Raw genomic sequence first — 19,928 nt, forward strand, 5'->3', positions numbered from 1 at the left:
TGCTTTCTTAGCAGCCCTAAGCTTTTGCCATCTTGGTTAATGCACGACCTCGGAACCATCCATATATTACTGGCAATACCAAGAGGGTCAAAATAGTCGTCGTCACCATGCCACCCACAATTACTAGAGCCAAAGGACGTTGCGCTTCAGAGCCAATTGAATGGGATAAAGCGGCTGGTAAAAGTCCTAAGCCAGATAGTGCGGCGGTCATCAATACTGGACGCACACGCAAGGAGGCCCCCTCCACCATCACATCTTTCATCTCACCATGCTCGGTAGCTGCCGTCTTATTAATAAAGGAGATCAGAATCACGCCATCCTGAATCGCAATACCAAACAAGGATAAGAATCCAAAGAAAGCAGAGATACTTAAGGTCTCACCCGCAAGGTGCAAGGCAATCACACCGCCAATAGCAGCAAATGGTACGTTAATCATCACGATCACTGCGTCACGGAAATTACCAAAAGCACTTACTAGCAACAAGAAGATACCCAGCAAGGCCAATGGCACGATCAGCATCAACTTCTTCTGTGCCTGCTTCATTTGATTAAATTGACCATCCCAGCTAATCGAGTAATTTGGTGGCAAGGTGATGTTTTTCTCAACCAAGAACTGTGCATCCTCTACGGCACTACCTAGGTCACGGCCACGGACGCTAAATTTAATTGCAATATAGCGCTTACCTGCTTCACGATAGATAAAGAATGGACCATCACTGAGCTGAACCGTTGCGACCATCGACAAAGGAATCGCTGCCCCACTTGGTGAATCTACTAAGAGGTGTCCAATATCCGCAATATCATTACGGCTGCCTTCATTTAAACGAATGGCAATACCAAATGTCTTCTCATCCTCGAGGAGGTTGGTAACGGCAGCACCGCCAATGGCATTGGCAACTACTGTCTGTATGTCATTTACATTAATGCCGTAACGAGCGGCACGTTCCCGATCAATCTGAATATTTAAAGTCGGCTGACCTAATTCTTTCAGAATGCCTTCGTCCGCTACGCCGCGTACTTTTTTGAGTTGATTAATCACCTCATGGGCTTTTTGATCTAAAACCTCTAAATCGGTTCCGTAGATTTTGACGGAGTTCTCACCCTTCACGCCAGAGAGCGCTTCGTTGACGTTGTCCTGGATGTATTGCGAGAAACTATAAGTGATGCCGGGGATCTTATTGAGCTCCATCTCTAGATTTGTAATCAAATCCTTTTTACTTGTGCCTTTTGGCATGTTTTCCGGGCTCTTTAGATAGAGGCCATATTCTTGATTAAATACACCAGTAGAATCTGTGCCATCATCAGGACGGCCAATTTGAGCGGCAACCTTTTCAATCTCAGGCTGCTTTAAGAATGTTTCGCGCAACTGATTGGCAATCTTGACTGAATAATCTAGGTCTACTGTATTTGGCAAAGTGACGCGTAGCCAAATATTGTTCTCTTCTAGTGTTGGCAAGAAAGCTGTGCCTAGGCGAGTAACACTTAATAAGGTCAGACCCAGAACAAATACCGCTACAGATACCACTGTTAATGGACGGTCCATCCATTTTCTCAAAAGCGGTTTATAAGCGTTGAGAAGCTTAGTGATAAATCCTGGCGGTTTGTGATGCAAGTTCTCACCAAACACTAGGGAGATCATGGCCGGCAAGAAAGTGAGACTCAGAATCATCGCGGCAATCAAAGCAAAGCCCATCGTGAACGCCATTGGCTTAAAGATGATGCCCTCTACTCCACCCATAAAGAACAATGGGGAGTAGGCAACAATAATGATCCCTGTAGAGTAGATCATGGCGCGCTGTACTTCACTCGTCGCCAAAATAATGCTTTGATTGAGGCGCTTTCCGCCCTCTTCCAAGTGACGCATGACATTCTCAGTCAGAATCACTGCAGAATCCACGATCACACCAAAGTCAATCGCACCTAAAGAAATCAGGTTTGCCGGCACACTCCATAGGTGCATCTGAATAAACGAGACACAGAGCGCTAATGGAATGACTGCTGCTACCACTGCAGCTGCGCGCAAATTACCTAAGAAGAAAAACAGTACTGCTAGAACTAAAGAGATACCAAAGAACAAAGTATGTTTAACAGTACCGATGGTGATGTCCAATAGCACTTGGCGATCATAGAACGGCACCACTTTAATTCCGGGTGGCAGCACTTGTTTGTTGATATTTTCAACAGTATCACGCACACGAGCCAATACTTCGGAAGCATCTTCGCCACGACGCAAATAGACAATACCTTCAACAGAATCGGGATTCTCATTGAACTGGAACATGCCTAGACGTGGCGCATTACCAATTTCTACCCGGGCTACATCGCCGATGCGAATTGGCACACCGTTATGAATGGAGATCACTACCCGTTTAATATCATCAATATCTCTCAGTAGACCAACACCGCGCACCACAAATTGCTGTTCACCGCTTGGCAATAGTCCGCCACCAGTATTGCTATTGGCATTTGTTAGAGCGGTAATAAGATCGGTAACGGTCACGCCTTTTGCTTGGAGGCTTTCTGGACTAACAATCACTTGATACTGACGGACCTTGCCACCAAAAGAAGAAACATCTGCAACACCAGGTGTTTGCTTGAGCCCTTTATAAATATCGTAGTTCTGTAATGTTTTTAATTGGGTAGATGAGGCGTAATCCGACTTCACCTCATAACGCATAATTTCGCCAGTAGCATCAGAGTCCGGACTGATGCTGGAGGTCACCCCTGGAGGAAAACTCACATTAGCTAAGTTAGTGATAAATGTTTGGCGAGCTTTAAACGGATCGGTTGTGTCGTTGAACTTGAGCGTAACAACGGACAAGCCAAATAAAGAAACCGAACGGAAGGCCTGTAGACCAGGAATACCTGCTAATGCATTTTCAACGGGGATGGTTACCTGCTGCTCTACCTCAGTCGTACTTCTGCCTGGCCATTGAGAAATCGCCTGAATGGTTAGTGGCGCCACCCCTGGGTAAGGCTGAATTGGCAACTTAGAAAGGCTGAATATTCCCAAACCGAGGAGTACGACTGAGCCGACGATAACCAATACGCGTTTCTCAAGTACACCCCGAATAAAGGAAGTAAATGCGCTCACTTAGTCTTCCTGCTTTGCAAATCGATCATTTAACAAGACTGCGCCTTCGGCCAAGATACGTGAACCAGGCTCAACGCCTTCGGTAATGGCAAAAGTTTTACTGTTTAAATCGTAGCCCTTCACTGGCAAGCGGCGATACACCTCATCTCCCGCTTTAACGATGACATAACGCATCTCCCGTATACGCACGACCGCGGTTTGCGGCACGACAATCGCATCAGCCATGCCAGTGGTTAACCTTGCTGAGGCGAACATATCTGGACGCAATAGATCATCATTGTTCTCAATGTCTGCACGTATCAGTAAAGCACGGGTTTGTGAATCAATCGTCGGAGCCACGTAATTTGCATAAGCCACAAACTCTTTACCGGGATAAGCCTCTACTTGCAGCACCATTTTTTGGCCCGGCTTCACAAAACGAAAATCTTGTTCAAACACATTTCCCAAAAACCACAGTTGCTTTGGGTCTGCCAAGGTAGCAATCACATCTCCGGAACTCACTGCAGATCCCGGCTCTACATTACGTTTAACCACTACCCCTTTTAAGGGAGCGCGCATGATTAAATTATTCTGAGTCTTACCAGTTGCTTCAATGGACCGAATATCAGCATCGCCAGCACCTAGATTACGCATTCGGTTTGCTGCAGCTTGCTGAGTAATGCGGGCATCGCCTAGTAAATCGCTCATAGTCTTACTCGTCTCCAACACCCTAGCTGTTTTTGAAGAGAGTAAATACTCTTGTTGGGCAGATAGAAATTCTGGGCTATAAAGCTCCACTATTGGAGAGCCAATATTGACCTCAGCACCATCAAATGCATAAATACGCTCTACGCGACCCGGCGCACGTGCGGATAGCACTTTAGACTTTTCCGCATTAAATGCTAAGCGGCCTGGCACTCTAATATCGACTGGTACCTGCACTTTTTCAGCGGTTTGGAAAACATACACTTCAGGATTCAGTTTGACGCCAGCCAACTTCAATTCCAGAATGCCACTCTTCTCCACCTTCAACGCTTTATCAGAGGCTTCAATTTTGACGTTGCGATTGACGTTAGTAATCCGACCCAAAACGATACCCATTGAAAGAATGGCGAATGCAACAGCAGCCAAACGAACGCGATGACGATTTTGAGGAGTCAAGTTCCAATACAGGCCGGCAACACTAGCAAAAGCTAGCTGCAATCGATGACCACCAAAACGCAAGGCCTTATCAGTAACAGGCTTTGCCTTATCGGCTAACTGCTTTAGAAAAGAAAGAATTTGGTCTTTCAACACTGCTCCTTAAAAAGGTTCTTTGCCAGATGTCGCCAGCAATACTGCTTGCGCTTGTAGTAGATTACTCTCTGCAAGCGCCAATTGAACTTCCAGATTACGCAATTGCGTTTGCGCTGTCAGCAAATCATTAAATCCCTGACCATTATTTGAGTACTGAGTTAAGCCAACCTTATAAGCAGCATCTGCTTGGGGGACTTGGCGCTCTTTTAAAAACTGGGTTTGATTCTTAGCCTGCTCATAGCCAGCATAAGCACTATTGACGGCCAACACAATTTGTTGACGATTGGAGATATTGCCTGCCTCGGCAGCCGCTTGATTGCGCTGCGCCTGCTCTACCCCATATCTCTCTTTGGTAAAGAAATACAGTGGAATGATGAGATCAAGCTCTAGCTGATAAAACATTGCGCCGTTGTTGGCAGAAAATGGACCACGTGGTGTAAATGAAGACCCAATCACCTGAAAATCGGGCAAGTACGCCTTCTTAGCCAGATCAACACCCTTACGCGCTGCCTCGAGCTGCAGCGCAGAGCTCTTTAATGAAGGATGACTAGTTTCAGCATAGTCTTCTAACTCTAGCAAGGTTGGCACGCTGTTCATGGCACGACGCACATCACCACGCAAGACGAGTTTTTCTCTTGAGTGGCGCCCCACCAAGGTATTGATGTTGTTTAATGCGACCGATAGCTGACGCTCAACATTAAATTGATCCGCCTGAGCTGCGCTTTGCGCTACTTGCGCATTGAGATACTCAACATAAGCAGCGGCATTATTGGCATAACGCGCTTTGGCTACGTTCTTAATCATCTCCAAACGCATGACCGATTCTTTGAGCACCTGTAACTGCTTTTGTGATGCCAAAGCGGTGTAATACAAAGTAGATAGCTGAGCACCTAGCTGTAAGTAGGTAGATTCGCTTTGCGCTAAGAGTGCTTCAGCATTGGTATTGGCGATATCGGATGCCAAACTCTTCTTACCTGGGAACTGAAATGGCTGGGCTATCGAGATGGAATTATTGTTACTGATACCACCAGGATTTGCAGCACTAGGCGTATTAGCCCCACCTAATGCAAATGGAGAATTCACCGGCATACCAGACCACACCAAACCTACCTGAGGATTGGCTGGAGAATTAATCTGCGGCACGGTTGCCTTGGCGGATAAATAGGACTCACGCAATGAAGACAATTGCGGGTTATTGAGCTTAAGCTCATTCCACAGTTGACGCAAATCCATATCCGTTGGACCAGATGGTGCACCCTTGGTATAAATCTTAGGGGTATCGCTCTTCGTTACTGGCGCAAATAGTGATGCTGCATTTGCAGGGTTGGTGGTCTCATTACTGATTACTGGCGGCGTTGATAATGAATCGTTAGATTGACTCACTTGCACTGTGACGCTGGCTGGAATCGGAGCATTGATCTGGGCAAATACAGGGGAGGCAAAAATCAGCGAGGCGAATACACAGGCAACCCGTTTCATGGGGATTGCAGTAGCAATAACAAATTCGCTCGTTTTTATCTGGCCGTAAATCAAATCGGCTACCTCTAAATCTGTACTAATGCTGTTTTTGTAGCCCAAAACACAGGTTTACCTATGCTTGCAAGGGAATTAGAAGATTATAGGTGAGAAACTCCAAAAGTCGAATTATTGGAGTTTTATAACTTATTGATTATAAAGAAAATAATTAATCTGAGCGGCCTTGAAAGGCTCAAAACTCGGCATGAATCCTAAATGACAGGATGTTGACCGGTCCGCGGGCAGAGTTATAGGCTGGATTGATGATGTGTTGGAAGTTCAAACCGGCAAGCACGTTCTTAATCACCGTAGCGTTGTAATAGACCTCACCAATCCGCTCAGGTGAATAAGAAATCGTCTGACTTGGGCTAGCGTAGTCGCCAATGAAATAAGACACACCCCCTGCTTTGAGGTAGCTGCGACGATAGCTTGATAAACCATTTTGCATTGCGGAGATCCCAATACTGTCATGCGGCCGCTTCCAACTAGTGCCATTCATGCCCATGCCCACAGATATGGAATTATCTGCCTCTGTAAAAGACATTGTTTCGGTATGACCATCGGAAGTAAAGGCGCGGCCATAAACACCGAGGTCTTTCGTGAGAGCCTGCTCACCATGCAAACCAATACCCGTTTTGATCTGCATATTGTTGCGGACATTATTAATCGCTTGAGTACCTTGGCGAGCGCTCGGATCTTGGTCAATGTAATTAGTAGCGTCTGAGAAACGTGCCAACATCATTTTGTTGCGATAGGCCAAAACGCTGACCTTGCCAGGCAGATCTGCAATGTTGTGCTGACGCTCTACTTCTACTTGATCACCATAGGTATTAAAGATTTGCCAATTGAGATCACGACCATTCGGTGATTTAGGGGCGAGCATGCGGGAGGCGCGCATGACCCAGTGATCGAGGTACCACTCACCCGCCAAGCCCCAGCTGTAGCCTCTGGCATCAGCTGCATAGTCATAGGCTAGATAGGTCATATTGCCCCAGTTCATGAACTGAATACGGGGATCTTTGGCATAACGGCTGTCATCAAAAATATCGAGTGTGGAGAACTGACCGCCTGTGAGCACCACGCGATTGCTACTCACTGTTTGCGTAATTTGATTGGCTTCATTCTCCAGAACGACTTTGTCGCCTTCTTGATTAATGATGTGGCGCGCAAAAGCGCGAGCAGAATACATTTTGGCCTGCGCACCATTGGCTTTGGTCGCCTCACCGTTGGTGAAGCCACCCAAACCATTTAAGCCAGAAAAAGGAACTCCAGAAATCACCTCTGGATTAAAGTAAATATCGGTATCTGGTGCAACACGAGCACCCATGAATAAGGTGCCTGACCAGGTGTAGCTCATCGCCTTATCGTTGGACAGACTTCGCATGCCGGAATACGAAGATGTGAAGTTGTTATATCGCTGATTGATATACGTAGTCTGACCGTGGACATTGACTGGCAATCCAAAGAGTTCCCCCTCAGTGGGTAAGCTCTCAATCGGAGATGCAAAGGTTGCGATTTGATCTGAGCCAGATCCCGCCTTCTGTGCGTGCGCAGTCGTGCTACCAAAGGCAGCAAGCAAGCTCAACAGGAGAAAATAGGATTTGTGGGTCATTCACAATTTCACAATACTTAGCATCAATGACCAATGAAACACTAAAAGAAACTAGAAGTAACTAAAGGCCAAATCAACCGGGGTAACAACAAGACAGCTCGGTTAGGCACGGCGTGAGATTGAAGCTCAACAGGGGTGCAGACCAAATTATCCCCAAAAATAGGTAATTTACCTAGACTTTATGTCGATTCAGTGACCATCGAGACTCTTAGGCTAGGCAGTGCCTTACCTTTTAAGGTCTCGATAAAAATTTTCATGGACTCCATAGCCAATTAATGCAATCTGAGTTCCATCCAGACTGACTGAATAAGCCAACAACATTTGTTGCTGAAGATGGCGAAACTTATAAACCTGTACACCCAATAAATCACCCTTCTTCATCTCACCAGCAAATGGCTCAGAAATAATCGCCTTGACTGCAGAATCAAGGGTCTTTTTTTCGGCAGGGGAGATTTTCTTAATAGCTCGATCAAATCGAGGAGTTGTTAATATCCTCATCCGAATTGATATGGGGAAAGATTGCCAGCTTTTACCTCTTCAATACTCACAAGCATATCTTGAAGCATATGGATGGGCAGATCAGGATTCTCCTCGGCCACTTTACCCAAGCGAGCCCAGTACTCAATTTGCTTTGGCACCGACCTATGCATTGCTTGAGCATAAGGCTTGGCATCTTCCACCAAAAGATCAGATAACTTGATTGCAATAGCCATAATGAACCCCTTATTAAACTGGTAACAATTTAATACAAAAGGTTGCAAAAAGCAACCTTTTGTATTAAGTACCCTATTAAAAGGGATTTAGGGTATAACTTAGATGCACTAGACCTAGCGACGATCCATCAGCGCTCTGGCCAGGGTGCCTGCATCCACATACTCCAACTCACCACCAACTGGAATACCTCTAGCGATTCTGGTGACTTTAATTCCTTTGGATTTCAGTACTTCACCAATGTAGTGGGCAGTGGCCTCACCTTCACTGGTGAAATTCGTTGCTAGAACTACTTCTCTCACTGATATTCCAGTATCGGGAGATTCAATACGATTGAGTAGTCGATCAAAATGTATTTCATTAGGACCCATGCCATCGAGTGGTGAGATGCGCCCCATTAATACAAAGTAATTACCCTTAAAACTCATAGTCTGCTCAACCATGACTTGGTCGGCAGGAGTTTCCACAATGCACAGCAAAGATGGATCACGACGGTCATCCATGCAAGTGCCACAGATTTGGGTCTCTGAAAAAGTATTGCAACGGGCGCAGTGACCTACAGTCTCTACTGCTTCACCTAATGATTGAGCTAGCACTGCTGCGCCATTGCGATCATGCTGCAGTAAGTAAAAAGCCATGCGCTGCGCTGACTTGGGCCCTACTCCAGGCAATACGCGCAATGCCTCGATCAAACGACCAAGGGCATCTTGCGGAGCTTCTTGACGCGCCATTAAATGAACAGTTTTTGGTTAATGATTAAAACGGCAACTTAAAGCCCGGGGGCATTGGCATGCCCGCAGTAGCACCGGACATCACTTGTGAGCTAGCTGCTTCGACTTGTTTGAATGCTTCTGTATAGGCAGTAACTAGTAAGTCTTCAAGCATTTCACGATCATCCATTGCGCCTGGATCAATCTGTACACGCTTCATTTCGTGTTTACCAGAGATAGTGACTTTGACTAAACCACCAGCAGCTTGACCGGTGACTTCGAGCGCAGTCAATTGCTCTTGCGCTACTTTCATCTTCTCTTGCATCTGCTGGGCTTGTTTCATCAAACCAGCAAGGCCGCCTTTCATCATCGCTTTATTTCCTTATGTTTTCTGATCTTTAGATTGGCTTAACAGAGCCCCCGACTACTTTGGCTCCAAACTCTTTTTCCAATTGCTGAATAAATGGATCTTGCGCAATCATTTGTTCTGCGTTTTGTCTTTTCTCTTGGTGTATCTTGGCATCGACTTTTGCGACGGTCTTACCTTCGACCTCACCCTTCTCCATGACTACTTTGATAGGTTTGCCAAAGTGTGCAGTGAGTGCATCCGCAAGGCGGCCAATGGAAGCCTCTGAAACTAATTGCGGCATCGGTGTCACCACTGTGGCGCGTACGCCTGCTGGTGAATCTTCCCAATTCTGCAACTCTGTCTGAAACGCCAACTGTTGCACTAGACCTTTAACGGGCAACTGACGCATTAAGGTATGCCAGTCTGGACGATCAGAACTAGAGGCTGATGCAGCAGGCATAGCTGCTGGTACTGGTGCTGGAGCAGATGCTGCAGGTGCAGACCTGACTGGGGCAGCAGTTTGATTTGCTGGCGCAGAGGGTCTTGGCGCTGATGCTACTGGTGGCGCTGAATTACCTGCCCTGCCTGGAGTTTCATTTCCAGGACGAAAGGCCAACATCCGCAAGAGCGTCATGGCAAAGCCAGTTTGCTCATCGGGTGCTAGTGATAAGTCTGGGCGGCTGGTAATACTGATTTGATAGAAGAGCTGCGCTTCTTCTTTTGTCAGTGCACTAGCTAAGCGACGAATCTCTGCTGCTTCTGGCCAATCTTCTAATACTGATTCAGGAACAATTTGTGCGGCTGCGATTTTTTGGATGAGGCTAGATAAATCAGCCAGCGCTAATGAGAAAGACATGCTGCGCTCACCCATTTCATTTGAGATAGCCAATAGTGTTGCGCCATCTTTTGCAATGAGGGCATCTAAAATTTTAATGAGGTATGCATCATCCAAAGTGCCAAGCATGCCGCGCACGGCTTCTTCAGATACTTTGCCGGCAGCATAGGCGATAGCTTGATCAGTCAAAGACAAAGCATCACGCATCGAGCCTTGCGCCGCTTTTGCTAAAACACGTAGTGCATTGGTCTCGCTATCGACTTTTTCTGCGGCGAGTACTTTTTCTAGATGCTCCACGATGAGTGGTACTGGCATTTGCTTGAGATTGAACTGCAGACAACGCGAAAGAATAGTGACAGGAATCTTTTGGGGATCGGTAGTTGCTAGTATGAACTTCACATGTTCAGGCGGCTCTTCGAGCGTTTTTAGCATCGCATTAAAGGCATGATTGGTGAGCATGTGCACCTCGTCAATCATGTAGACCTTATAACGTGCGTTACTTGGGGCATAGGCTGCTTTTTCTAATAGCGCGGCAATGTCATCTACCCCGCGATTACTCGCAGCATCCATCTCGATATAGTCAACAAAGCGTCCTGCATCGATTTCTAGGCATGCTGGGCATTTTCCGCAAGGCTCGGAGGTCATACGCCCTTGGCCATCTTCTCCGGTGCAATTGAGGGCTTTGGCCATAATTCGGGCAATGGTGGTCTTTCCGACTCCGCGAGTGCCTGTAAAGAGCCATGCGTGGTGTAGTCGACCCTGATCTAAGGCATGGGTTAATGCCTTAACCACATGGTCTTGTCCTACCAATTGGGAGAATGTTTTAGGTCGCCACGAACGGGCTAAAGCCAATGCTGTCATGTATTACATTCTAACAAGCTAAAATGGAATTGGACGGGCCTCCCCGCATGGCGGTTTGGATAACCTGGTCAGGTCGGGAACGAAGCAGCCAAACCCAATTCTGTCAGTGCCGGGGGTCGGGCTCGTCCACCCCCCCTCATATATTGAGAATAATTGTCGCCCCTTAGGGTTATGGGCCTAGTGTCAAGTTCTTAGGACTCTATTTTGATTTTCTTAAACTTATCTAAGAGTGCCAAGCTAGCTAAGATTTGATTGGCCATATCTGCATCAATCTCCCCTTTGGCTAGTGCATAGAGCACTTGATCAGCGTGCTCTGCTTCTGGGGCATCTAGTAAAGCCTTAAAGATTTCTTTTTGCGTCATGCCTACATGAATCTGTAATGGCGCCAAATTGATTTGCACAGCGCTGCCCTTAATACCAAAGCGCACTTGAGCCATCTCAATGAGTTCACTGCGCTGCTTTTCTTGGAGCTGGGCAAATGAAGGTAATGGAGAATTTGCGCTAGATGAGTTCGGTGAGCCATCAGCAGAAGAGCCTAAAGCAGGGCCTTTGCCACGCTTTTTATATACCAAATCGTCCATAAAATCATCCATGAGAGCCTCCTAAGTAACTTATGAGTGCAGGGTCATTCATGATCAGAATATTACCGCGATCTTTTGAAGGAGGCATTTTTAGGAATTTAAAGAATATGAAGAATTTTCATGATTTGCCAAATCATTAAGATGATTAATAACACTAATACAGTGCGCGCGTCCATCACCAATCTAAACAAACGCAATTGCTTGTGAGTGCATTCAACTGAAACTTGCATTATTGATCCCTCTGTAGCTAGAAAAGTTCAGCGTAGAGGGTTTGATGAAGAAATGACAGGGATGGGTGTTGATCTATGTGTAGGAAAGTATTGCACTCCCACACACCCAATTAACAAAGATTACTTTTGTGGGATTTCACGCCCTCCGTGCCTAGGGAAAACGCTAGAGATAATCAATATTTGATGTAGGGGAATTGTGTCATTATTTTTTGTCACATGCCTTTTAAAAACATGGCCCCTGTATAAATAAATCAAGCACTTAGAAGCGACATCGTATTGTTGCTTTGCAACTAAATTTCATCTCGTAAAAAATTCAAAAAATCATTGGACAAGATGGTTCTTCAAGAACAAGATAAAGCTATGTCGATGAATCAGTTAAGCGTGCGAACGGTCCCGTTTCGATACAGCATGAATTAACTGATTTGTTGACAACCAAATGTACATTCCTGAAGAGCACATCATGAATCACAAACAATTAGAAATTGAGGAAGACCAGTTTCCGAAGCAGGCATTTGAATTACAAAATCACGAATTAGTCGAAGAAAGACTCATTTGGCATCATCTTACGAGAAAGAAATTGCACAAGATGAAGTGGAGTCCAGAGTCAGACTCTAGCAAGTTAAGGCAAGAATAACGATGTTTGATAGAAAACCAACTAGCGCACAACTGACCTTCACCAATGAAATTGGCTCGGGGTCTAAAGTACTCGGAAACCTAGAGGGCAATGGCAATATCCGGGTTTTGGGTCACTTTGTGGGCGATATTACCGAAGCGTCAGAGAGTAAAGCAACCCTAGTAATCGACAAAGATGGGGTCTTAACTGGCGACCTGCATTACACCAATCTCATTGTTGCTGGCACGATTGAAGGCACTATTACCGTAGATGAAAAAATTGAGGTCTATCCTAGCGCGCTGATCCGCGGTGATATTCACTATAAATCGATTGATATCCATCCAAATGCCAGAGTCAATGGGCTTCTTACCTGCGCAGTGTTAGATAAGGGCGCACTGAACCCATCGGATGTGATTGCCTTTGATCTCACCAAAAAGATCGCTTCATAATCCACTAACCTCAGTTACTACTTCGGCTACAACTCAACGGAGTCCTCTATGCCTTTTAGAATTTCACCTAAAAATGAATTTCACATCACTGAGCGTATGACCTACCGCAAAGACAATAAAGAGATTAACTGTGGTTTTCTGTGGAAAAGTGGGTCTTTCATTACGGAGAGTCCACCCAATTTTTTAGCCGAATATGATGAGCATATTGGTATTAGCGTGGGGAGTCAGGACTTTACGGAGGTGAATCTCTCTAGCGAAGGTCAGCACCTTATCTACTTCTCAGAGACCACTCCCAAAGGTGAGCAAGCAACGCTTACTGAGATTTTTATGCATAGCAATACTACAGATGATTTTGATATTGGTTTTCAACACAAAGGTTGGCAATTAGTTGATATGGATATCGTCATGTGGGGTGAATTATCAATCACTAGCAAGCTCGATACCTAAATCCAACATCAAGGCTCGCCTACTGCATTTGCTCAGCCTCTTGTAGCAAAGCATCAAATACCTTTTCTAGCTTGGCATTAGTTCCTCTGATGCCAGCCACCACTGCTTCAGACCAAGCAAAATACTCTTGCTTGCGTTTGAGATCCCACCCAGCTGGCGGGGCAACCAATATATCGCGTAGATTGCAAATCTTATCAGCAAGTTTGACAAGCTTGGCCTCATGGCTAGCAAAAGGAGCATGGGCAATTTGCAAGCTTTTGCGTACCTCTTTGGCAAGCGATTTATCGTCGGTCAACTCTTTCACAATCGCAGTGACTTTTTCACCAAAATGGTTAATTAACTCTTCTTCAGTCGTTTGGGTATCTTCAATTACATCATGTAGTAAGGCTGCGCACAGAACATCCCAAGACAACACTCCACCCTCATTTACTAAAACATTCACTAGCTCAATGGGGTGATTAATGTAAGGCGTTATTTGCGCATCCTTGCGCCGCTGATTTTTATGCTTCTCAGCTGAAAATGCCAAGGCAAGAACAAAATGATTAATCATGATGTCGCCTATTATAAGGATGAGCTATTAATCTTTCTTCTGTTCTTTTGCCGTGGCGTTTTGCAGTAGTATTTTTAGCATACTACTTTGCAGTCCCGTCACATTATCAGGATTATCAATGTATTTACTTAGCTCTTGACGGTCTGACACACTCACAATTTGCTGCAACTTAGAGATGGTGATCTTCAGTTGCTCAGCAGCTAACTCTGGGTGCTTAGACAAAAACTCTAGACTCATTTCGCTAGTGGCACCCTTACCTGTTTTAGCATCCTTGGCTGGGGCATGCTCAATACCCATTTCCACCTTCGCCTTTTCTAGTAAGCGCGTGAGCTCTCCCTGAGATAGATGCAAACGCTTAGCCTCGGCCTCAATGAGCTCTTGCTCATCGGCTGAAATCACGCCATCTTCTAGCATGTGGTAGAGCTCATTCATCATTCTTTCGCGCTCAATCCGTAGTTGATCACTCAGTGCGGATGAAAGAATCGCCGCCGGAATCGCAAAAATACCAATACCCAAGAGCGCAATAACAATTGTCACCGCTCTACCCGCTGGGGTTATCGGAGAAATGTCGCCATAACCCACGCTGGCCAAAGTAATCACAGACCAATAAATTGCTTGGGGAATATTTTCAAACTTATCGGGCTGAGCTTCATGTTCAAAGACATAACCCAAGCAGGCGGCAAGCATGACCAATAAAAGCAAAATGAAAACCGCAGCCTTCATGACAGGCCACTCGCGTTGAATCACAGTAAATAAGGATTGAGTGGCGCCAGAATAACGCGCTAGCTTGAGTAAACGCATCAATCTAAAGACTCGCAAGAAGCGCAAGTCAAAGAGGTGATGCAGCAGACTCTCTAAATAGAATGGCACAACTGCCATAAAATCAATAATGCTCGTTGGCCTACATGCGTATCTTAAGCGTCCTTTGAACCAAGCCTGGTACTTAGGATCCTCAGGGGCGCTATAAATCCTCATGATGTATTCTGTCGAGAAAATCACCACTGCAATAGTATCGAGAATAATAAATTCAGAATGTAAGTGATAGCTAATGCTCTGCACTGATTCAAAAATCACAGCCAGCACCGACACAATGACCCAGCTCACAATAAACATATCAAAGATATGATGGAGGTTGCCGCTGGTCGGAGTTTCATTGACTAGGGCATAAATCTTATAACGATAGGATTTGTCTTTATTCAGCTCTAAAAATTCATTGAACGCTGGTGCCAAAGCACGGAAGAGCTTGAGTAAACGTAGTAATCGTAAGGCCCTCAGAATCCGTAAGTCAGCCTCAAAGAAAGCGCTCAAGTAAAACGGCAAAATCGATACCAAGTCAATGAGGGCAAATGGACTCTTACAGTAAGCAAGACGAGGGTATTTAGCCGAACTAAAGGCAGGATCTTCTGGCGCAACATAGACACGTAAGACGTATTCAATCGAAAAGATAGCCAGCGAGACCACATCGAAAATATGAAAGAGGTGTTCGCGAGTTTCATAGAACACCGGAATATGCTCAAGCACTAAACCTGCCATATTCAGTACGATCATGTACGTAATAAAGCGCTCGAACTGGTTGCAATAATTTGCTTTAATGTGGTGATTAAACAATAAATCAAATATCCGCTTACGGATGTATAAGTTCAAACTAGATAATGAAATCGACTGGAGATTCATAATTTAAATTCTCCAATTCTGATGAGGTAAAAACCGGTATCACAAAGACTGAGGCGAATTTGCAAGCCGCTGACGAGCCGCTCCCCAGGCTCCAGTGGAGATGCCCCGGGAGGACCTGCCGGATTGGGGGTCAGTTTTTCAAAGACGAGAGCTCCGCTATTGAGCAGATCTGTTTTATTACACTTAGCTGTATACGCTGGGCCAGCCGGATTTAACAGATTGACATAGCTCTCAAAGGGGCCTTTGGCTGCAAAAAGTGCTTCAACACAATTTTTCCAGTGATTTGGCTTGACGCCTTTAATCAATTTTTCATCTTCATCGATGGGGGTGCATGCCGCAGGTTCAATGGGCTCATTGGCTTCGTTCTTGCTGGCAAGAGCCTCAAACCAGACAATGATCTCTTCGGCATTGTTTTGTGATGCTGCCACCTTCGCGGCATTTTGATAGTTTCCTATTCCGAGATAGATCACTAGAAGCACGTTGGCTATTACAGCCAAAATAAAGAAATAGTCTGAGACGCGCATGTCTCGAAATAGAACTTGGATATTCTTGCCCAATACGCTCTCCCAGCTTTTCTTTAGTTAAACGCGACTATCTTGCCGCTTTTAATTACTGTATATTTAGATTTTGAATTAATAAGACAGCCACTCGGGGATTATCAATGTTTTTCCAAACGCTTCTGCAAAGTTTAATCAAGAAAAAGAAGGTCAAACCAGCTGAGCCTACTCAAGAATTATCCCCAATGGCTCAAAACATACTGCAAAAACTGGCTGAACACGATAAAAACAAGGGTTTATCCCCGGATGATGCTAGTAAGTCAGGACCCCCAGGCAATCAGTAGCTAGCCTGGCTTTAAGCCATTCTCTTTGAAGAATTTTATGTCTCAAGCCATTATTTTCGATGTTGAAGCCACCGATAAGACGGATGCCGTCATTATTGAAGCCGCCGCTTTAGATGTCACTTCAATCAATCCATTATCTGTTGGCAACCCTTGGGTGCAACGGTATAACCCAGGCAAGCCAATTAGCTTAGGTGCACTGGCAACCCACCATATCTTGGATGAAGAGTTAGTCAATTGCCCTGCTAGCAGCTCTTTTAAATTACCTGCTGGCACCAAGTACATCATCGGTCATAGCGTGGATTTTGACTGGGAGGCCATTGGCAAACCCGAAGTGAAACGCATCTGCACCCTTGCCCTAGCTCGCAGTCTTTGGCCTGATCTCGATAGCCATACGCAAAGTGCCCTGCTCTATTACTTTGAACGTTCGACTGCTAGAGAGCAACTGCGTGATGCCCATAGTGCATTAGCGGATGTGTGGATTTGCTCCAAGATACTTGGGCAGATTATTGAGAAGCTCAAACCCGCTTCTCTGGACGCTTTATGGGAAATGTCTGAGAAGGCTCGTATTCCGACGATCATGCCTTTTGGCAAACACAAAGGTGAATTGATTAGCCAGGTGCCGTCAGACTATAAGCAGTGGATGCTACGTCAGGACAATGTTTCTGAATACCTTCGCAAAGCATTGCAGACTTAAAGCTTCGCTTCTGATTGCCTTAGTGCTGCTTATGTGTTGAGGTCACTAGCTTTTCTGTATACGCAATCGCTACTGCTGAAAATACAAAGGTCATGTGTATGACGGTTTGCCATAGTAAGGTTTTTTCATCGTGTGAGGACGCATTAATAAAGGTCTTTAGCAAATGAATTGATGAAATTCCAATGATGGCTGTTGCTAACTTCACCTTGAGCACACCGGCATTGACATGCGATAACCACTCAGGTTGATCTGGATGATTCTCCAGCTCTAACCTAGAAACAAAAGTTTCCCAACCGCCGACGATAACCATCACCAACAAATTAGAGATCATCACCACATCAATCAAGCCCAACACAATGAGCATGAGTGCAGTTTCTGTCATGCTTTTCTCTGACATCATGCTAATTAGATGGGCCAACTCCAACCAAAACTGCCATACATAAACGCCCTGGGCAACAATCAGGCCAATGTAGAGTGGCGCCTGCAACCAGCGGGACATAAATATCCAGCGTGGCAGTGGGCGTAATTTCTTATCTATGTAGGTTTGCTTATCATCGATCATGTTTGGATTTTATCCATATTTATGACTTTTTTATAATCTCATTACACATATCTTGTGTAGGGGGATTCTGATGACTCCCGCCTTGACTAGGGAATAAGGAATCCGTGATTTCCTTATTCCCCCTCTAGGCAGCTGCTGCTTTTTTACTGTTGCTTTTTCTTACTGATACTTACGGCTAAATACTGGAGTATTGCTACGCTCATTGCGCTTCGTATTTTTCAATACTGCGCAGTAGGACAAAACCATAATCACTGCGAGTGAGATGCCGTTAAAGTTATTTAATAGTTCCATTTGATTTCTCCTGGTGTTGATTTACGTTAATAAGGTTTTGTTACTATTGTTGATGACTGTTTTGTTTCTATGTATTCAGAATATGGGCTTACTAGCTCACGAAATGAGCTAGTAAAATTAGATTCATTATTTGTTGTTTTTTCTTCATTTGTTTCATCGTTTTTTTCATTTTTTTGCTTGCGCTTTAGCGCACTACCGGCAACTCATCCCACTGCGTGGTGTAGTTCGGCGACCGGTTGCTTGATCTCATTTGCCAATCTTGCTTCGTTCCAGATGCTGCAGTTTTAATGGCGGCATTACCAAAGCGGCTATTAATAGAGTCCATGGCCTTCATAAGTCCCGCGGACTTGCCTTTGACTTCCATGTCATCAAATAGGGATTGCTGCATCGTCGGCTTATCAGCCAAGAGATTGAGGATGACTCCTGCTTTCTTGTACTTAAAGCCTGCTTTGTAGATTTGCTTCAAACCTTTTAATGCAGCGCTAGTCAGCGTTAAGGTGTTATCACTAGGATCACTCAGCACTACTGTGATGCTTTGATGATGTTGTGGCTCAAATGGTTTATGCGGGTTAGTTTGCACAAAGATCGTCAGCGCGCCCGTGACTGACTTCTGACTTCTAAGCTTCTCAGCACCTCTTGCGGCATGAGTGGCAACAGACTCAGACAAATCTTCCATTGAAGTCACTGGCTTACCAAAACTTCTTGAGGAAATGATTTGTTGCTTAGCTGGTGCTACTTCTTCTAACTGCAGGCAAGATACTCCGCGCAACTCATAGCAAATACGCTCGATCACAACGCCAAACTGTTGACGCATAGCTTGTGGCGAGATTTGTACTAGATCAAATATGCTATTGATCTTGAGCTCTTTGAGTTTCTTGGCAGTCTTGCCGCCGATACCCCACACCTCACCTACTGCTGTCTCGGCCATCCACTGATAGAGCGCTGCTTTAGGCATGGAGCTGATGTCACACACGCCAGCAAACTGAGGGTGTTTTTTTGCCAAATGATTTGCTAACTTGGCAAGCGTCTTACTAGCCCCAATACCGACGCATACTGGCAAGCCTGTAGTGTCTTTAACATCTTGCTTAATAATTTGACCCAAGCTAGTGGGATCAGCATATTGCTTGAGCACTGTCTCGATTTGCAGAAAGCTCTCATCAATACTGTAGACCTCTAAATTGGGTGTGAACTTTCTTAAGACTTCTACTACCCTGCCACTCATATCGCCATACAAGGTGTAGTTTGATGAATAGGCTTGAATACCATGTTGCTGAGCCAGATCTTTCATCTGAAACCAGGGCGTGCCCATCTTCACACCCAGCGCTTTGACTTCAGCACTACGCGCTACGGCACAACCATCGTTATTCGATAGCACTACCATCGGCACATCTTCTAACTTGGGAGCAAATACACGCTCGCAAGATACATAGAAATTGTTTACATCGACCAGTGCGAAGAGTTGATTGGTTTGGCCGGCTTGGTTCATGCGGACCTTCCGTTTCTGCTGCTAGCGTGGCTGTACTTGCGCACCACCCCAACAACCACACCCCAGATTTGGAGTTCGCTGTTCTCATTAAAGGTAATGGGCTCGTAATTGACGTTCTCGGGCTGCAGCTCAGTTTTGCCACGCAGTTGATAGAGACGCTTGATGGTGTACTCATCATCGACTACGGCAACAACGATATCTTTGTGTTTTGGTTTGAGAGCCTTATCCACTACTACCTTGTCGCCGTCACAAATACCCGCGCCCATCATCGAGTCCCCTTTGACGGTAAACATGAAGGTGGCTGGCTTGTTTTGGACTAAGTAGCTATTAAGGTCTAGACCTTCCTCGGCATAATCGGCCGCTGGGCTCGGAAATCCCGCTGAAATTCGGTGACTTAATAGCTTGAACTCATACGCAGAATGCACCCCCAAGGCTTGTGGAGCCTGGCTGAGGGTCGATTTTGGGGAGATCAGCTGAGTCGTCATAGTGATTAATATACTGTATATCCATACAGTATATGTAAAAACCTTAAAAGTGACTCATTTTTT

At 45.3% G+C, this 19,928-nt stretch carries 22 protein-coding genes and 1 other RNA gene; 6 read left to right on the forward strand and 17 right to left on the reverse strand.

Annotated features, from left to right (window positions below):
- Nucleotides 1–16 precede the first annotated feature (16 nt).
- The 9 genes from ICN27_RS06080 to dnaX form a co-directional block, all read right to left on the reverse strand.
- Complete coding sequence (locus ICN27_RS06080; protein ID WP_216269367.1) at nucleotides 17–3,094, reverse strand: CusA/CzcA family heavy metal efflux RND transporter; 3,078 nt, start codon at nucleotides 3,092–3,094, stop codon at nucleotides 17–19.
- Nucleotides 3,095–4,366, reverse strand: a complete 1,272-nt coding sequence (locus ICN27_RS06085; protein WP_216269368.1) for an efflux RND transporter periplasmic adaptor subunit — start codon at nucleotides 4,364–4,366, stop codon at nucleotides 3,095–3,097.
- Between the two features lie 9 nt (nucleotides 4,367–4,375).
- Nucleotides 4,376–5,947 carry a TolC family protein gene (locus ICN27_RS06090; protein WP_255535040.1) on the reverse strand — a complete coding sequence of 524 codons (1,572 nt, stop codon included), beginning with the start codon at nucleotides 5,945–5,947 and terminating at the stop codon, nucleotides 4,376–4,378.
- 130 nt (nucleotides 5,948–6,077) lie between these two features.
- Nucleotides 6,078–7,496, reverse strand: coding sequence for a carbohydrate porin (locus ICN27_RS06095; RefSeq protein WP_216269369.1), 1,419 nt, complete (start codon nucleotides 7,494–7,496; stop codon nucleotides 6,078–6,080).
- A 225-nt stretch (nucleotides 7,497–7,721) separates the two neighbouring features.
- Complete coding sequence (locus ICN27_RS06100; RefSeq protein ID WP_216269370.1) at nucleotides 7,722–7,994, reverse strand: type II toxin-antitoxin system RelE/ParE family toxin; 273 nt, start codon at nucleotides 7,992–7,994, stop codon at nucleotides 7,722–7,724.
- On the reverse strand, nucleotides 7,991–8,209 hold the full coding sequence (locus tag ICN27_RS06105) for a ParD-like family protein (protein WP_216269371.1): 219 nt from the start codon (nucleotides 8,207–8,209) through the stop codon (nucleotides 7,991–7,993). Before ICN27_RS06105 ends, ICN27_RS06100 begins: the two co-directional genes overlap by 4 nt.
- A gap of 114 nt (nucleotides 8,210–8,323) precedes the next feature.
- Complete coding sequence (gene recR, locus ICN27_RS06110) at nucleotides 8,324–8,938, reverse strand: recombination mediator RecR (protein WP_216269372.1); 615 nt, start codon at nucleotides 8,936–8,938, stop codon at nucleotides 8,324–8,326.
- A gap of 25 nt (nucleotides 8,939–8,963) precedes the next feature.
- On the reverse strand, nucleotides 8,964–9,287 hold the full coding sequence (locus ICN27_RS06115) for a YbaB/EbfC family nucleoid-associated protein (RefSeq protein ID WP_216269373.1): 324 nt from the start codon (nucleotides 9,285–9,287) through the stop codon (nucleotides 8,964–8,966).
- Nucleotides 9,288–9,315: 28 nt separating this feature from the next.
- Nucleotides 9,316–10,962: a DNA polymerase III subunit gamma/tau gene (gene dnaX, locus ICN27_RS06120; protein WP_216269374.1), complete on the reverse strand. Its 1,647-nt coding sequence runs from the start codon at nucleotides 10,960–10,962 to the stop codon at nucleotides 9,316–9,318.
- 32 nt (nucleotides 10,963–10,994) lie between these two features.
- On the opposite strand from dnaX, the gene ffs reads away from it, so the two are divergent.
- Nucleotides 10,995–11,092, forward strand: an RNA gene (ffs, locus tag ICN27_RS06125) — signal recognition particle sRNA small type.
- A gap of 61 nt (nucleotides 11,093–11,153) precedes the next feature.
- On the opposite strand, the gene ICN27_RS06130 is transcribed toward ffs, so the two are convergent.
- Nucleotides 11,154–11,555: a hypothetical protein gene (locus ICN27_RS06130; protein WP_216269375.1), complete on the reverse strand. Its 402-nt coding sequence runs from the start codon at nucleotides 11,553–11,555 to the stop codon at nucleotides 11,154–11,156.
- A gap of 678 nt (nucleotides 11,556–12,233) precedes the next feature.
- On the opposite strand from ICN27_RS06130, the gene ICN27_RS06135 reads away from it, so the two are divergent.
- Genes ICN27_RS06135 through ICN27_RS06145 form a run of 3 tightly spaced genes read left to right on the forward strand, consistent with a single transcriptional unit; the run spans nucleotide 12,234 to nucleotide 13,282 of the window.
- Nucleotides 12,234–12,407, forward strand: coding sequence for a hypothetical protein (locus tag ICN27_RS06135; protein WP_215307525.1), 174 nt, complete (start codon nucleotides 12,234–12,236; stop codon nucleotides 12,405–12,407).
- 2 nt (nucleotides 12,408–12,409) lie between these two features.
- Complete coding sequence (locus ICN27_RS06140) at nucleotides 12,410–12,835, forward strand: polymer-forming cytoskeletal protein (protein WP_215307527.1); 426 nt, start codon at nucleotides 12,410–12,412, stop codon at nucleotides 12,833–12,835.
- A gap of 48 nt (nucleotides 12,836–12,883) precedes the next feature.
- Nucleotides 12,884–13,282, forward strand: coding sequence for a hypothetical protein (locus ICN27_RS06145; protein WP_215307529.1), 399 nt, complete (start codon nucleotides 12,884–12,886; stop codon nucleotides 13,280–13,282).
- A gap of 19 nt (nucleotides 13,283–13,301) precedes the next feature.
- On the opposite strand, the gene ICN27_RS06150 is transcribed toward ICN27_RS06145, so the two are convergent.
- Genes ICN27_RS06150 through ICN27_RS06160 form a run of 3 tightly spaced genes read right to left on the reverse strand, consistent with a single transcriptional unit; the run spans nucleotide 13,302 to nucleotide 16,063 of the window.
- A complete protein-coding gene (locus ICN27_RS06150; protein WP_216269706.1) occupies nucleotides 13,302–13,829 on the reverse strand; it encodes an HD domain-containing protein in 528 nt (175 codons plus the stop codon).
- A 30-nt stretch (nucleotides 13,830–13,859) separates the two neighbouring features.
- On the reverse strand, nucleotides 13,860–15,506 hold the full coding sequence (locus ICN27_RS06155) for an ion transporter (RefSeq protein WP_216269376.1): 1,647 nt from the start codon (nucleotides 15,504–15,506) through the stop codon (nucleotides 13,860–13,862).
- Nucleotides 15,503–16,063 (reverse strand): hypothetical protein, encoded by a 561-nt coding sequence (locus ICN27_RS06160; protein ID WP_216269377.1) that lies wholly within the window; start codon nucleotides 16,061–16,063, stop codon nucleotides 15,503–15,505. Before ICN27_RS06160 ends, ICN27_RS06155 begins: the two co-directional genes overlap by 4 nt.
- 104 nt (nucleotides 16,064–16,167) lie before the next feature.
- On the opposite strand from ICN27_RS06160, the gene ICN27_RS06165 reads away from it, so the two are divergent.
- Together ICN27_RS06165 and ICN27_RS06170 are read left to right on the forward strand one after the other, a co-directional pair.
- The gene (locus ICN27_RS06165; protein WP_215307544.1) at nucleotides 16,168–16,347 is read left to right on the forward strand and encodes a hypothetical protein; all 180 of its coding nucleotides are present in this window, start codon (nucleotides 16,168–16,170) and stop codon (nucleotides 16,345–16,347) included.
- A gap of 37 nt (nucleotides 16,348–16,384) precedes the next feature.
- Complete coding sequence (locus ICN27_RS06170; RefSeq protein WP_215307546.1) at nucleotides 16,385–17,041, forward strand: putative quorum-sensing-regulated virulence factor; 657 nt, start codon at nucleotides 16,385–16,387, stop codon at nucleotides 17,039–17,041.
- Between the two features lie 19 nt (nucleotides 17,042–17,060).
- Here the strand turns inward: ICN27_RS06170 and ICN27_RS06175 are convergent, their stop codons facing one another.
- From ICN27_RS06175 to ICN27_RS06185, 4 genes are all read right to left on the reverse strand, one after another.
- Nucleotides 17,061–17,603 carry a TIGR00645 family protein gene (locus tag ICN27_RS06175; protein WP_215307548.1) on the reverse strand — a complete coding sequence of 181 codons (543 nt, stop codon included), beginning with the start codon at nucleotides 17,601–17,603 and terminating at the stop codon, nucleotides 17,061–17,063.
- A gap of 159 nt (nucleotides 17,604–17,762) precedes the next feature.
- Nucleotides 17,763–17,894, reverse strand: a complete 132-nt coding sequence (locus tag ICN27_RS10440; RefSeq protein WP_255535042.1) for a hypothetical protein — start codon at nucleotides 17,892–17,894, stop codon at nucleotides 17,763–17,765.
- A gap of 184 nt (nucleotides 17,895–18,078) precedes the next feature.
- Nucleotides 18,079–19,380, reverse strand: a complete 1,302-nt coding sequence (locus tag ICN27_RS06180; protein ID WP_215307550.1) for a Y-family DNA polymerase — start codon at nucleotides 19,378–19,380, stop codon at nucleotides 18,079–18,081.
- Nucleotides 19,377–19,865, reverse strand: coding sequence for a LexA family transcriptional regulator (locus tag ICN27_RS06185; RefSeq protein WP_216861253.1), 489 nt, complete (start codon nucleotides 19,863–19,865; stop codon nucleotides 19,377–19,379). The genes ICN27_RS06180 and ICN27_RS06185 overlap by 4 nt, the downstream gene beginning before the upstream one ends.
- Nucleotides 19,866–19,928 lie beyond the last annotated feature (63 nt).

Origin of the sequence: Polynucleobacter sp. Nonnen-W13 (genome assembly GCF_018881735.1) — a bacterium.
GTDB lineage: Bacteria > Pseudomonadota > Gammaproteobacteria > Burkholderiales > Burkholderiaceae > Polynucleobacter.